Origin of the sequence: Allokutzneria sp. A3M-2-11 16, assembly GCF_024213555.1 — a bacterium.
Taxonomy (GTDB): Bacteria; Actinomycetota; Actinomycetes; order Mycobacteriales; family Pseudonocardiaceae; genus Allokutzneria.
The window spans coordinates 46,823-59,156 of record NZ_JANAVO010000021.1 but is presented as its reverse complement, the minus strand read 5'-3'; the positions used below and the strand labels follow the sequence as shown (position 1 = coordinate 59,156).

11 protein-coding genes and 1 pseudogene are annotated in these 12,334 nt (G+C 71.0%); 7 read left to right on the top strand and 5 right to left on the bottom strand.

The window, feature by feature from the left end; all coding sequences use genetic code 11:
- The first annotated feature begins 94 nt into the window (after positions 1-94).
- Both NLX83_RS37990 and NLX83_RS37985 read left to right on the top strand, forming a co-directional pair.
- On the top strand, positions 95-523 hold the full coding sequence (locus tag NLX83_RS37990) for a hypothetical protein (protein WP_254240126.1): 429 nt from the start codon (positions 95-97) through the stop codon (positions 521-523).
- 139 nt (positions 524-662) lie between these two features.
- Complete coding sequence (locus tag NLX83_RS37985; protein WP_254240125.1) at positions 663-1,589, top strand: ankyrin repeat domain-containing protein; 927 nt, start codon at positions 663-665, stop codon at positions 1,587-1,589.
- Here the strand turns inward: NLX83_RS37985 and NLX83_RS37980 are convergent.
- Both NLX83_RS37980 and NLX83_RS37975 read right to left on the bottom strand, forming a co-directional pair.
- Positions 1,586-2,041 carry an SRPBCC family protein gene (locus tag NLX83_RS37980; protein ID WP_254240124.1) on the bottom strand — a complete coding sequence of 152 codons (456 nt, stop codon included), beginning with the start codon at positions 2,039-2,041 and terminating at the stop codon, positions 1,586-1,588. The genes NLX83_RS37985 and NLX83_RS37980 overlap by 4 nt on opposite strands.
- The gene (locus tag NLX83_RS37975) at positions 2,038-2,379 is read right to left on the bottom strand and encodes a metalloregulator ArsR/SmtB family transcription factor (RefSeq protein ID WP_254240123.1); all 342 of its coding nucleotides are present in this window, start codon (positions 2,377-2,379) and stop codon (positions 2,038-2,040) included. The genes NLX83_RS37980 and NLX83_RS37975 overlap by 4 nt, the downstream gene beginning before the upstream one ends.
- Before the next feature lie 376 nt (positions 2,380-2,755).
- On the opposite strand from NLX83_RS37975, the gene NLX83_RS37970 reads away from it, so the two are divergent.
- The 4 genes and pseudogenes from NLX83_RS37970 to NLX83_RS37955 all read left to right on the top strand — a co-directional run bounded on the left by NLX83_RS37970 (position 2,756) and on the right by NLX83_RS37955 (position 6,039).
- Positions 2,756-4,303, top strand: coding sequence for an APC family permease (locus NLX83_RS37970; RefSeq protein ID WP_254240122.1), 1,548 nt, complete (start codon positions 2,756-2,758; stop codon positions 4,301-4,303).
- A gap of 64 nt (positions 4,304-4,367) precedes the next feature.
- A pseudogene (locus NLX83_RS37965) lies at positions 4,368-4,847 on the top strand (SRPBCC family protein); the annotation flags it as partial.
- A complete protein-coding gene (locus NLX83_RS37960) occupies positions 4,836-5,423 on the top strand; it encodes a TIGR03086 family metal-binding protein (RefSeq protein WP_254240143.1) in 588 nt (195 codons plus the stop codon). The pseudogene NLX83_RS37965 and the gene NLX83_RS37960, both read left to right, overlap by 12 nt.
- A 4-nt stretch (positions 5,424-5,427) precedes the next feature.
- Positions 5,428-6,039, top strand: coding sequence for a hypothetical protein (locus tag NLX83_RS37955; RefSeq protein ID WP_254240121.1), 612 nt, complete (start codon positions 5,428-5,430; stop codon positions 6,037-6,039).
- 8 nt (positions 6,040-6,047) lie between these two features.
- Here the strand turns inward: NLX83_RS37955 and mraY are convergent, their stop codons facing one another.
- Both mraY and NLX83_RS37945 read right to left on the bottom strand, forming a co-directional pair.
- The gene (mraY, locus tag NLX83_RS37950) at positions 6,048-7,136 is read right to left on the bottom strand and encodes a phospho-N-acetylmuramoyl-pentapeptide-transferase (RefSeq protein WP_374118862.1); all 1,089 of its coding nucleotides are present in this window, start codon (positions 7,134-7,136) and stop codon (positions 6,048-6,050) included.
- 130 nt (positions 7,137-7,266) lie between these two features.
- Positions 7,267-8,154 carry an SDR family oxidoreductase gene (locus NLX83_RS37945; RefSeq protein ID WP_254240119.1) on the bottom strand — a complete coding sequence of 296 codons (888 nt, stop codon included), beginning with the start codon at positions 8,152-8,154 and terminating at the stop codon, positions 7,267-7,269.
- A 70-nt stretch (positions 8,155-8,224) separates the two neighbouring features.
- Between NLX83_RS37945 and NLX83_RS37940 the strand changes: the two genes are divergently transcribed.
- The gene (locus tag NLX83_RS37940) at positions 8,225-9,208 is read left to right on the top strand and encodes an AraC family transcriptional regulator (protein WP_254240118.1); all 984 of its coding nucleotides are present in this window, start codon (positions 8,225-8,227) and stop codon (positions 9,206-9,208) included.
- A gap of 53 nt (positions 9,209-9,261) precedes the next feature.
- Here NLX83_RS37940 and NLX83_RS37935 read toward each other — a convergent pair whose 3' ends face one another.
- Positions 9,262-12,273, bottom strand: coding sequence for an AfsR/SARP family transcriptional regulator (locus NLX83_RS37935; protein WP_254240117.1), 3,012 nt, complete (start codon positions 12,271-12,273; stop codon positions 9,262-9,264).
- Between the last annotated feature and the right edge of the window lie 61 nt (positions 12,274-12,334).

The following is a 12,334-nucleotide window of genomic DNA, read 5'->3' as shown; positions in this document are numbered from 1 at the left end:
GCCGGTCTCAAGGGCGCGTCAAGATTGCGGGGTCGGACGTTCTGAACTCGCAAGGGCGCTGTGCCGGGTCGCGGTGGCGGCGTGCACTGGGCGCATGCGTATCCCAGCACCGGTTCTGCCCGGGGCGTTCGCGTTCCCGGCTGGTGTGGTCGCGGGCGTGGGAGCGACCGCGCTCCTGGTGGCCAGCGGCGCGACGGGCCAGCCGGTGCTGTCGTTGCTCGCGATGGTCGCGGTTGTCGACACCGTCGCGATGATGTCGACAGTGCGTGCCACGGCGGCGACAGCGGTGGTGTGCTGGGCCTTGCATGCGGGATTTGTGTTGGGGCACCACGGAGAGCTGGCGTTCACCGCGCGAGCCGGTACCGACGCGATCGCCCTCGTGCTGTGCGCCGTGACCGCGCTGGCGTTCGCGGCGGCGCTGCGCCTGGCCCGCACACCGCTGCACGAACGTGCGCCGGGGCCGGGGACACCGGTCGTTCCCGCACAACGGCGTCCCGGCCCTCGCGCGCACAGCCACGCGTGAACTACGCTGCGCGTGGCGCTTGGAGGGCGCCTCCCGGTCCGCGGAAAGGACAGAGTCCACCTCCGGCGTTGCGCTGACCGTTGTTCGTGACGACCTCTTCTGCCCTGGCCGCGGACCGCCGGTGGGTGAAGGAGACGTCGTGCTGAAACTTCCCTCGCGCCCCGATCTGGCCCAGTTGCGCCGTCAAGCGAAGGATCTGCTGCGCGCCGCGAAGAACGGCGATCACCTTGCGGCGGCCCGGATTCGCGCGGTGTCGAGCGAGCTGACCCTCTCAGCGGCACAGCTGGCCGTCGCGGGCGCGTACGGGTTCACGAACTGGGCCGAGCTCAAGGCCGAGGTCGAGCGGCGCGAGATCCTCACCGACCGGGACCTCGACCGGCTCGCCGCGCTGCTCGCCGAGAACCCCGGAGCGGCCACCGCCGAGATGAGGCACTGGTGCGATCACCCGCTGGGGCCGACTCCGCTGAGCTACGTGGCGATGCTGCGCTACGACACCGGGCGGGGTGTGTGGCGGGACGTGCCCGGCACCGGCGCGATGGTCCGGGCGCTGCTGCGCGCGGGGGCGCCGGTGGACGGCGAGCCCGGCGACTCGGAGACCCCGTTGATCACCGCGGCCAGCTACGGCGACGCCGCTGTCGCGCGGGAGCTGATCGAGGCCGGGGCCGCTCTCGACGCCACCGCGACCGCCGACGCGGGTGGTGTTCCCGGTGGGACGGCGCTGCGGCACGCGGCGGTGTTCGGGATGACCGAGGTCGTCGACGTGCTGATCGCGGCGGGCGCCCGGGTCCTGAGCATCGCCGAGGCCGCCGCGGCCGGTGATGTCACCGGCTGGCTGCGCGGCGACACACCGGAGCAGGATCGCGTCCGGGCGCTGGTGATGGCAGCCGATCACCAACGCCTGGACGTCATCGACCAGCTCCTCGACGCGGGGACACCGATCGACGCCGTGGACCCGTGGGACCGGCAGCCGTTGCGCCTGGCCTCCAGGAACGGCCGGGCGGCCAGCGTCGAGCACCTGCTCGCCCGCGGTGCCGACCCCGCCTTCCTGGACGCCGTCGAGCGCTAGGCGGGCATGCCCGCGAGTGCGGCCGCGAGGCGCTCGGGCACCTGGGAGCGCCAGCCCTCACCCATGATCCGCCGCGACATCATCTGGGCCGGGTCGTCGGGGTCGAAGCCCTCGTGGCGGAGGAACAGCCGGGTGCCGCGGCCTTCTGCCTCCAGGGTCCAGGTGATGGTCCAGTCGACGTCGCTGGCGGGGTCCTCGTCCTGCCAGCGCACGCTGAGCGTGCGCCCGGTGTCGAAGGACAGGACCTCGGCGACGGTGGTGCCCGAGTAGTTGGCGTTGGGCCGCGGCACCGAGGTCATCGTGTAGCGGTGGCCGACCTCCAGGCGGAAGTCGCAGGGCATCATCCACTGCGAGACCAGCTCGGGTTCGGTCAGCGCCCGCCACACCTTCGCGGGCGGGTGCGGGAAGAACTGGTCGACGTGGATCACGGTCAGGTCTTCTGTGGTGCTCATGTCTCACCTTCCGGCATGGAGTCCAGCACGTCGCCGAGCCCCTTGAGCCTGTCGCGCCAGAACCGCTCGTACGGGTGCAGCCAGTCCTGCACCTGTTCCAGCGGCGTGGCCAGCAGGCAGTAGATGCGTTGTCGTCCTTGTCGCTGCTCGGCGACCAAACCGGCCTCCCGCAGCACTTTCAGGTGTTCCGACAGGCTCGGCCTGCGCATCGCGAAGTGGTCCGCGAGCGCCTGTACCGGCTGCGGACCCCGCTCGCGGAGGAGCCTGAGCACCTCGCGGCGCGTCGCGTTGGCCAGTGCGCCGAAGACCCGGTCCTCGTCAGTGCCCGCGGTGACCACGACGATCAGTTCTCCTTCCGCGGCTGTGCGTGATGGTCGTGGCCGCCACGATAGGTAGGAATTTCCCTACGTGTCAAGCGTAGGAATTGTCCTACGTGTTTTGGCCGGGGGTGGTCTGGTTCGCGCGGCGTTCGACTGCGCTGTCGCGCACCGCGTGATCCCGCCGGCGCCGGGCATTCGCGACCGTTCGGTCCACAGTGGACTCCTGGTGGCGCCTATGTGCTTGTTCCTTGTCCAGCAAGGGGAGTAGCCACGTGGATCACCTGTGGCACCTGTTCGACCGCAGAGTTCTCTAGTTAGATTTGATCTTAGATGGTTGCGCTACTCTCCGCGCTGCGCTGTCCCCTCACGCCACGTTTCTCCCGCGGAGTCATCGATGCCCCTTGTCCGGGCGCACAGCACGTCCACGAAGGTCGCGAGCGTGCTCGCCGAGAACCGGCTGGGCATCCCCGCGGTGGCCTACTTCGCCCTCGCCATGGGTGCCCCGCTGACGATCCTGGTCGGCGCGGTGAGCCCCGCCTACGCCAACGCCCGGCAACTCGGGATCCCGCTGGCGTTCGTGCTCATGGGCACCGTGCTCGGCCTGTTCAGCGTGGGGTACGTGGCCATGGCCTCCCGCGTGCCCAACGCGGGCGCGTTCAACGCCTACGTCAGCAAGGGCCTCGGCAGGCCCCTCGGTGTCGCGGTCGGCTGGATCTCCGTCGTGGCCTACGGCGCACTGCAGATCGGGTTCTTCGGCGCCCTCGGTGACGCGGCCCAGCCGGTGTTCCGCGCGTGGTTCGGCCTCGACCTGGCGTGGTGGGTCTACTCGCTGGCCGGGTGGGTCGTCGTCGCCTGCCTCGGCTTGCAGTACATCGACCTCAACGGCAAGGTGCTCGCCCTGCTGCTGATCGCCGAGTGCCTGGTGATCGTGGTGTACAGCGCCGCGAACCTGGCCAACCCCGCCCGGGGCACCGCCTTCGCGGACGGTCTCGCCGTGGAAAGCCTCTTCGCGCCCGGAGCCGGAACGCTGTTCGCCATCGCGATCCTGGGGTTCGTCGGCTTCGAGACCACCGCGGTCTTCGGTGAGGAGACCCGGTCGGCGCGGCGGACGGTCCCCATCGCCACCTTCCTGTCGCTGGGCGTGCTGGTGCTGCTCTATGTGCTGGGCTCCTGGTCGATGAGCGTGGCGGTCGGGCCGGACCGGATCGCCGACGTGGCGCGCGGTCAGGGCACGAACCTGATGTTCGACCTCGCGGCGGCGAACCTGGGCGGCTGGGCCGCCGAGGTCGGCAGGCTGCTCTACATCACCGGAGTGCTGGCGGCGCTGATCGCCTTCCACAACACCGCGGCCCGCTACGCCTTCTCCCTCGGCCGCGAACGCCTCCTGCCCGCGTTCCTGGGGCGGACGTCCCAGCGCACCAACTCGCCCCGCAACGGTTCTCTCGCGCAGAGCGCCGTCTCGGGCCTGGTGATCGGTGGTTACGCCGTTGCCGGTGGAGACCCGGTGCGCGACCTGTTCTTCATCTGGAGCACCACGGGCAGCATCGGCGTCCTGCTGCTCATCGCCACCACGGCGATCGCCGTCGTCGTGTTCTTCGCCCGCGTCCCTTCCCGGCGGCGCGCGCGGCCGGGTGTCGTCGTCCCGGTCCTCGCCTGCCTCGGTTGCCTGCTCGCGCTGGTGCTCGTGTTGTCCACATTGGACAGTCTGCTCGAGGTGGACGGCGATTCCCCGCTGCGATGGGGGATTCCGGCCTTCTACCTCGGTATCGCCGTCCTCGGAGTGGGCTGGGGCCTGGTGCTGCGCCGGAGGCGGCCCGCCGTCTACGCCATGATCGGCCTGGGCACGATGAGCGCCTCGGGCACCGGTCTCGGGCAGGTCGGCCACGACGACGAGACCCGGCCCCGGCGGCGGTACGCGGGGCTTTCGCAACCGTTGGGTTGACAACGATCGGCTCCCGTCCTACGTTGGTATTCAACCGCTGGGTTGAATAAGGACGGGATGCACCATGAGCGTGATCAGGCACGAGACCGAGATCGCGGCGGACGCGAAGGTCCCGACGATCGAGATCGTCCGTGAGTTCGACGCCGCTCCCGCGCGGGTGTTCCGCGCCCACGTCGACCCCGAGCTCTACGCGCGGTGGGTCGGGCCGCGCTCGGTCACCACCCGGATCACCACGTGGGACGCCCGCACCGGCGGCGAGTGGGCCTTCGCCAACGACCGCGACGGCGAGGAGATCGCCTCCTTCCACGGCTGCTTCCACGAGGTGCGGGAGAACGAGCGGATCGTGTGGACCTTCACCTACGAGGGCGAGCCCGACGGAGTCGCGCTGGAGACGCTGACCCTTGAGGCGATCGAGGGCGGCCGCACGCGGCTGCGGGTGGTCAGCGTGGTGGCGGACTTCGAGACCCGGGACGGCATGCTGTCCAGCGGCATGGACATCGGCGTCAACGTGGGCTATGACAAGCTCGACGAGCTGCTCGCGGAGGAGCCCGACAGCACGCCGAAGAGCCCGGCGCAGCAGCACGCGCTTGACGCGGCCCGGTTCACCGAGCTGGTCGAGTCCGCCTCGTCCGGTGACTGGGGACGGCCCAGCCCGGTCGCCGAGTGGACCGCCCTGGACGTCGTGAAGCACCTGGTCGACTGGTCCCGCGGTTTCCTCAAGGGGGCCGGTGTGCAGCTCCCCGCGCTCGACGTCGAGGCCGACCCGGTCGCCGCGTGGAAGCGGCACGTCGCCGACATCCAGGCCATCCTCGACGACCCCGCCGGGCGGGTGCTGAGCAACCCGCACACCGGCGACAGGCCCGTGGACGAGGCGATCGACCAGTTCTACACCGCCGATGTCTGGATGCACCGGTGGGACCTGGCCAAGGCGCTCGGTCGCGAGCCCGACCTGGGTGAGCAGCGCTGCGCGGACGCGTTGGCGGGCATGGCTTCCGTGGAGCAGATGCTGCGCGACAGCGGGCAGTTCGGTTCCGCCGTGCCCGTCGCGCACGACGCGCCCGCGCAGGATCGGCTGATGGCGTTCATCGGCCGCGATCCCGCCTGGCGGCCCTCGGCCTGACATCGTGAACGTATTGGGGGTGGAGGTCGCGGCCGACCTGTTCCAGCGTTGGCGGGACTGGTTCGCACCACGGCTCCAGCCGTTCCGGGCCACCGAAGCGGTGCCGGGCCGTCGATCGCGGTCCAGCGCGGAGGTCCGCGACACCTTCCACATGTACGGCGGCAGCTGGATTTGGCTGCAGGAAACGGAATTCGCCCAGCTGCCGCTGGAGGAGCGCAGAGCGCTCGTCCGTGGGCGGGAGGCCACGGGGCGGTTGAGCCGGTTGCCGGAACCTGTCCGAAACCTGGTCACCCGTCACTGGACGGATTCCCGCATCGTCTGGTGGCCATCGATCCTGCGGGAAGTCGGCGACGGCCCGCTGGTGGACTACGTCGAGGACGGAGTCCGGCCCAGCCGCCACCGCGAAGTGCGGAGTCTGAATGGATATTCCAGGAACCGTTCGAGCAGTGGCTGGCCTCGCACGCGACACCGATTCGCGGCACTTCCCGAGATCACGGTCCGGGCGTCGTCCTCGTCTGTGCAGTCCGCGTCTGGTGTGGACGGTGCGGGAAACCATTGCCGCCGCTCGGTTTCGTGGCCTCACACTCAGCCGCTGGTCCTCGCCGCGCGGCCCTGAGGCGGCCGTCACGGTGGCTCGAACATGGGGTTGGCGGTGGCGGCCGCCCAGTCCGCGTAGAACAGGCCGATGCCGACCAGGCAGCACACCGCGGCCAGCAGCCACAGCCGGATGATGACCGTGGTCTCGGCCCAGCCGCCGAGCTCGAAGTGGTGGTGGAACGGGGCCATCCGGAACACCCGCCTGCGCCTCGTGCGGAACACCAGGACCTGGATGCCGACCGACAGCGCCTCGACCACGAACACGCCGCCGATGATGACCATGAGGAGCTCGGTGCGCGTCGTCATGGACACCCCGGCCAGCAACCCGCCGAGCGCCAGCGAACCGGTGTCGCCCATGAAGATCTTCGCCGGTGCGGCGTTCCACCACAGGAACCCGACGCAGGCGGCCATCCCGGCGGCGACGACCAGGGCCAGGTCGTGGGGATCGCGCACGGTGTAGCAACCCGCGGCCGCGTCGGGGAAGCAGTCGTGCAGGCCCTGCCACAGCGTGATCACCACGTAGCTGCCCAGGACCATGGCCGCGACGCCGCTGGCCAGGCCGTCCTGGCCATCGGTCAGGTTGACCGCGTTCGACCACGCGGAGACCAGTACGAAGCAGAAGACGACGAACCCGATGGCGCCGAAGCTGATCGGAACGGCCGCGTCGCGCAGGAACGACAGCCCATCGCCCGCCGGGGTCACGGACCGGGCGTCCGGGAAGCGCAGCGCCAGCACCCCGAAACCGATGGCCGCCACGGACTGACCGACCAGCTTGGCGGTCTTGGTCAGGCCGAGGTTGCGCCGCCGACGGATCTTGATCGCGTCGTCGAGGAGGCCGACCAGTCCCAGGCACGAGGTCAACGCCAGCACCAGCAGACCCGACACCGAGAACGGGACGACGCCGGTGAGGTGGGCGGCGAAGTACCCCGCGTGCAGCGCGACCAGGACGGCCACCCCGCCCATGGTCGGGGTGCCCCGCTTCACCTGGTGGCTCGCGGGTCCCTCCGCGCGGATCTCCTGCCCGAAGCCCCTCCGCGCGAAGAGCTTGATCAAATAGGGGGTCAGCAGCACGGACACGGCGAACGCGACACCGCCCGCGACGGCCACCGCTCCCAGTACCGGCACCGTCTCGGCCATCGCCCCGCTTCCGTGGAATTCGCCTTGTCCAGCACCGAATTCTTCGTGGAAGCGGGCGCATTGGCAATCGGTGTTCGTCCCCGCGGAAGGGCGGGGACGAACACCGCGATCACGGCGCGCGCCAGTCCTGGGCGGTGATCCAGGTGCTCAGCGGCGTCAGGGGAACACCGAAGGCCGCCTCGACCGCGCTGGGGTCGCTCGCGTACAGGTCGGCGTGCTGGGGAGCGGCGATGTGCCGGTACAGGCCGGCGATCCCGGCTGCGGTCGCCCCGTCGAACTCCTGGGCCAGTCCCTTCTCGAAGTCGTCGGCGTCGACGGGCACGTAGCCGATGTCGTGGCCGAGGGCCTGGCTGAAGGCGGCCGCCAGCTCCGGGCCGGTCACCACGTCTCGGCCGCCCACGTCGATCGTGGAGCCCACCAGGTCGTCCCGGCTCGCGGCGGCGACGAGCAGGGCGGCCAGGTCGTCGTGGCTCAGCCACGCGACGCGGTGACCGGCCGGGATCGGATAGGGGAGGACGCCACCGGCGAGCGCGCTCCTGGCCCACGGGGCGGCCAGGTTGTCCAGGAAGATCGGCGGGCGCAACACCACGGTGGGGACGCCGGAATCGAGCAGCACCTGCTCGGCGCGGCTCTTGACGTCGAACGCCGGAACGCCCGTGCGGTGCGGAATCCTCCGGTTGCCAGTGTTGAACACCAGGCGCCGCAACCCGGCTTTCTGCGCTGCGGTGACGATGTTGGCGACGTATCCGTCCACAATGGACTCGTCGAAGTTCAGTGGGATCGTCAGGAATGCCTGGGAGACACCATCAAATGCCTCGAACACCGCGTCGGCATCGGCGAGATCACCGTGTACCCATTCCATGTCGACCGGTGACGCGTCAGGGGTGGACAGGCCGCGGCGCAGTCCCCGGACCCGGTGCCCGCCGTCGAGCAGCCGTCGCGCGATCGCGGCCCCCTGCTGGCCACCCGCGCCGATCACAAGATGTGTTTCGCTCATGCCGGTGAGCCTGCCGTCCCCGGGCAGTACTGTCGTTTGACGGAAGTCCGCAAACTCTTATGGATCGTCCATGGACATCACGGTGCAAGACGCGCCCGCCGCCCGAGGCGACCTGTTGGGCGAGTTGTTGGAGCCCCTGCGGCTGCGCGGTGTGTTCGCGGCGCACTGGACGGCCCAGGCCCCGTGGGGGATGCGCGGAAACCAGGAGCAGAACGCGATCCTGCACTACGTGCGCTCCGGCGAGGCAGCCGTGACAGCGCCCGGCGCATCGGTGGTGTTGCGCCAAGGAGATCTGGCGGTGTTCCCGCACGGCACCGCGCACGACCTGGCGGACCGGCCGGGGCGCTCCGCTACCTCCCTCGACGTGCTGATCCCGGTGCGGGCGGCGGGAACGACCACGCGGGTGCGGGTCAAGGGCTCCGGGCCGACGACCGAGATCCTGTGCGGCGGGCTCCACTACGACGAGGCCGCGGTCTCGCCGCTTTACCGCGCCCTCCCCGAGATCCTGGTGCTGGACGCGGAGATGCTGGCCGGGGAACCCCTGCTGGCGGGGACGCTGCACCGGCTGGCCGAGGGGGCGCGACCGGAGGCGCCCGGCAGCAGGCTGGTGTCGCTGCGGGCCTACGAGCTGGCGTTCGTGCTCTCGCTGCGCGTCGCGCTGGAACGCCTGAGCGACACGGTTCCCGCGCTGCGGGCGCTGAACCACCCGCAGATCAGCCGCGTGTTGCTGGCGATCCAGGCGCGCTACGCTGAACCCTGGACGCTGCACACGCTCGCCCGCGAAGCGGCCATGTCGCGATCAGCCTTGGCGGCCACGTTCCACCGACTCGTCGGCCAGACGCCGATCCGCTACCTGACCGAGCGCAGGATGCAGGTCGCCGCGCAGCTCCTCGCCGACACCCGGGTACCGCTGACCGTTGTCGCCGACCGCGTCGGTTACCGGTCGCCCGTCGGGTTCCACCTGGCCTTCCGCCGCTTCTTCAGGCGCACACCGGGCGAGCACCGGCGGGCCGCCCGAGCCCAGGTCCTCCCACCCGCACCGCACACCACGTAAACTGTGCCCATGCGCCACATCCGCCCGTCGACCTCATCCACGGCGCGCGCGGTCTAGAGATCTCCCGTTTCGTACTCATAACGGGAAAAAGAGCGCTCCACAATCCCGGTAAGAGTACGAAACGGGTTCTTCGGCGAGCGCGGGTTCAGGTTCAGCTCGAGCATGGTCGGTAGCGCGGCCCGCAGCTCGTCCAGTGCGCGCTGGTGTTCTCCTTGCGCCGCAAGGGCTTGGCCGAGGTGGAAGCCCGTGGCGGCCAGCCCGCGCCGGTCACCGAGGAGCGCGGAGGTCTTCCTGGCGCGCACCGCCCAGTCCACCGCCTCGGTGAGCCGTCCCTCGGCGAAGTTGATCCGGGACAGCAGCAGGTCGGCGTAGCTCCCGCCGTACTGCCCGTCGCAGCGGCCCAGGAGTTCGGCGGCGAGCCCGGCCTCGTGCCTGGCCCGGACGAGGTCCCCGGCGTCCAGCAGCAGCTGCCCGAGGCCGCGGCGGAGCCTGCCTTCGGAGACGATCCCGCTGACCTCGTTGAAGGAACACCGCGCGATGACCTCCAGTGCCCTGTCGAACAGCGCCAACGAGCGCGGGAGGTCACCGAGCTTGCCCACCCTCGTCGCGAACAGGCGCAGGCAGAAGGCCAGCACCCGCGGGTCGCCCGCTTCCTCGGCCAGGTCGACCGACAGCTTCGACGCGGCGAACGCGTCCTGGCTCCTGCCCTGCTCCTGGTAGCAGAAGGACAGTGCCGCAAGGCAACGAGCGCGTAGGGCGTGCAGCGAGGTCGTCGCCAGCTCCTCGACGCACGCCTCGAAGGCGGTGGCACAGGAGACCATGTCACCGCCCACCGTGGCGGTGGTGATCCGATGGGCCTCGGCCCGCAACGCGGCCTCCCGGTCCCCGGCGCGCCGCGCGAGGTCGCGGATGGCCGCGTGCGCCTGGGCGAGCCGTTCCCAGTTGCCGTTGGCGTACTCCGTCGACGAGACCCGGATGAGGAGCAGCTGCGCCTCGGCGAAGCAGCCGGCGGCGGCCGCTTGGCGGGAGAGGTCCAGGAGGTTCTCGCGTTCGGCGCGGAACCACGCCTCGGCATCCGAGCCCACCCGCTCGACGAGCTCCTCGGGGATCGCGACGGGATGCCGCCACGGAGGACTCGGGATGTCGTCGGTGGTCAGGACGACCATGTCCGCCATGGCGCGTTCGCTGAGCAGCGTGTAGCCGTCCAGCACCAGGCGCAGAGCCGCGTGCTGTTCGGTCGCGGGGTCCTCTTCCCGAAGCTCCTCCCCGTACACGGACAACAGCGTGTGCAGGTGGTACCGGGGTTCGCCGGTGTCGTCGGTCCCGGCGGGGACGAGCATGCCGTGGTCGAGCAGCTGCTCCACGACGCGGTCGCCGTCGCTGTCCTCGCCGAGCAGACCGGCGGCCCACGAGGCGAACGGACGGTCCCCGAACACGCTCAGGCGGCGGAACGTCCGGCGCAGCGCGGCGGGCATCGACGAGTAGCCGAGCGCGAGGCTGGATCGGACCTGGTGGTCAGTGGTGGCCAGCTGGTCAAGGCGCGCCTTGGTGTTGCGCAGCAGCGGCAGGACCGCGGTGAGTCGACGGTGCGGCAGGGCGGCCAGGCGCGAGCCGAACACCCGTAGCGCCAACGGGTGTCCGCCGCACCGCGCGACGATCTCCTGTGCGGCGTCCGGTTCCTCGGCGATCCGCGACCGGCCGATGATCCGCTCCAGCAGCGCGACGCCTTCGGACAGCGCGAACTCCGCGAGCCCGACATGGCGGACGCGCCCGCCGATGGAGCGCAGCGCGTGGTACCCGGTGATGATGAACGCGCAGTCGCCCGACGCCGGGAGCAGCTGGTTCACCTGCGCCGAGTCGGTCGCGTCGTCGAGCACCACGAGGACGCGCTTGCCCTTCAACCGGTTGCGGTAGAGCGATTCCCGGGCAACGGGCGTCGCAGGGACACGGCCCGCCGCGACACCGGACAGGTGGAGGAGATCGCCCATGAGGTCGTGGGCCTGCGCCGCGGCGTCAGTGCCGTGCCGCATCCGGATCCAGTGCTGGCCATCGGGGAAACGTGGGCGGAGCGCGTGGGCGAGGCGCGCCGCGAGGGCGCTCTTGCCCATGCCCGACAACCCGTGGATCACGACCACGGCGGGACTGCTCGCCCCCGCCGTGTCCTCGGTGAGCCAGCCGACGACGTCGCGGACCACGTGCGACCGCCCGACGAAGTCGACGACCTCCGGGGGCAAGGACGACACCGTCACCCACGGGGGCTCCCATGCGCGGTCGTCGCCGCACTGCGCGGGCGTGGCCTGGGGCGGGGAACCGGCGCCCCGGAGGACGGCCTGGTGAGTGTCGCGCAGCGCCTGCCCGGGCTCGACGCCGATGTTCTCGGCCAGCAGGGTGCGGATTGTGCGGTACGCCTCCAGCGCCTCGGCCTGGCGCCCGCCGTGCAGCAGCGCGGTCATCAGGTAGCGCCACAGCTCCTCGCGCAGTGGATACCGCCGGACCATGGTCTGGAGCTCACCGACGAGGCCCGCGTGCCTGCCGAGGGCGAGCTCCAGGTCGATCCGCAGCTCGACGGCGCGCAGGCGCTCCTCGTCCAGCGTGTCCGCGACCTCGCGGCGCAGCACGGTGGAGTCCACGTCGACCAGGGCCGGGCCGCGCCACAGCGCGAGCGCGCCCCGCAGCAGCTCCACGGCCCCGGTGAGGTCGCCCTCGGCGCGACGGAGCTCGGCGCCCCGGGCCATGGCGTGGAACCGGCCGAGGTCCACCGAGTCGGGGGAGAGGTCGGCCAGGTAGCCGCCGGGGGTGGTCTGGATCAGCACGGCCCCGGTCGGGCAGTCCGCGAGGGCCTTGCGGAGCCGGTTGACGCAGGTGTGCAGGCGGGATGACCAGCCGGGCGCGTCGGGGGAGTCGTCGAGGTACTCCGCGAGGTGAGCGGCGGTGACCACGCGCCGCGGCCGCAGCAGCAGTGCCGCGAGCAGCGTTCGCGCCTTGCCCGCCGGGATGCGCAGCTGCCGGCCCTGGCACCACGCTTCCACCGGGCCCAGGAGTCCGATCTCGCAGCACTCCGTCACGCGTGAGCAACCCCGATCCGTTGTCCGGATCCGCTCGTCCCGGACGTCGGCCGTTGACCTT

What these genes read in the sequence shown, in the direction of transcription:
- NLX83_RS37990 (WP_254240126.1), top strand. Translation starts at nt 95, where the DNA reads ATGCGTATCCCAGCACCGGTTCTGCCCGGGGCGTTCGCGTTCCCGGCT.
- NLX83_RS37980 (WP_254240124.1), bottom strand. Translation starts at nt 2,041, where the DNA reads ATGAGCACCACAGAAGACCTGACCGTGATCCACGTCGACCAGTTCTTC.
- NLX83_RS37970 (WP_254240122.1), top strand. Translation starts at nt 2,756, where the DNA reads ATGCCCCTTGTCCGGGCGCACAGCACGTCCACGAAGGTCGCGAGCGTG.
- NLX83_RS37945 (WP_254240119.1), bottom strand. Translation starts at nt 8,154, where the DNA reads ATGAGCGAAACACATCTTGTGATCGGCGCGGGTGGCCAGCAGGGGGCC.
- NLX83_RS37940 (WP_254240118.1), top strand. Translation starts at nt 8,225, where the DNA reads ATGGACATCACGGTGCAAGACGCGCCCGCCGCCCGAGGCGACCTGTTG.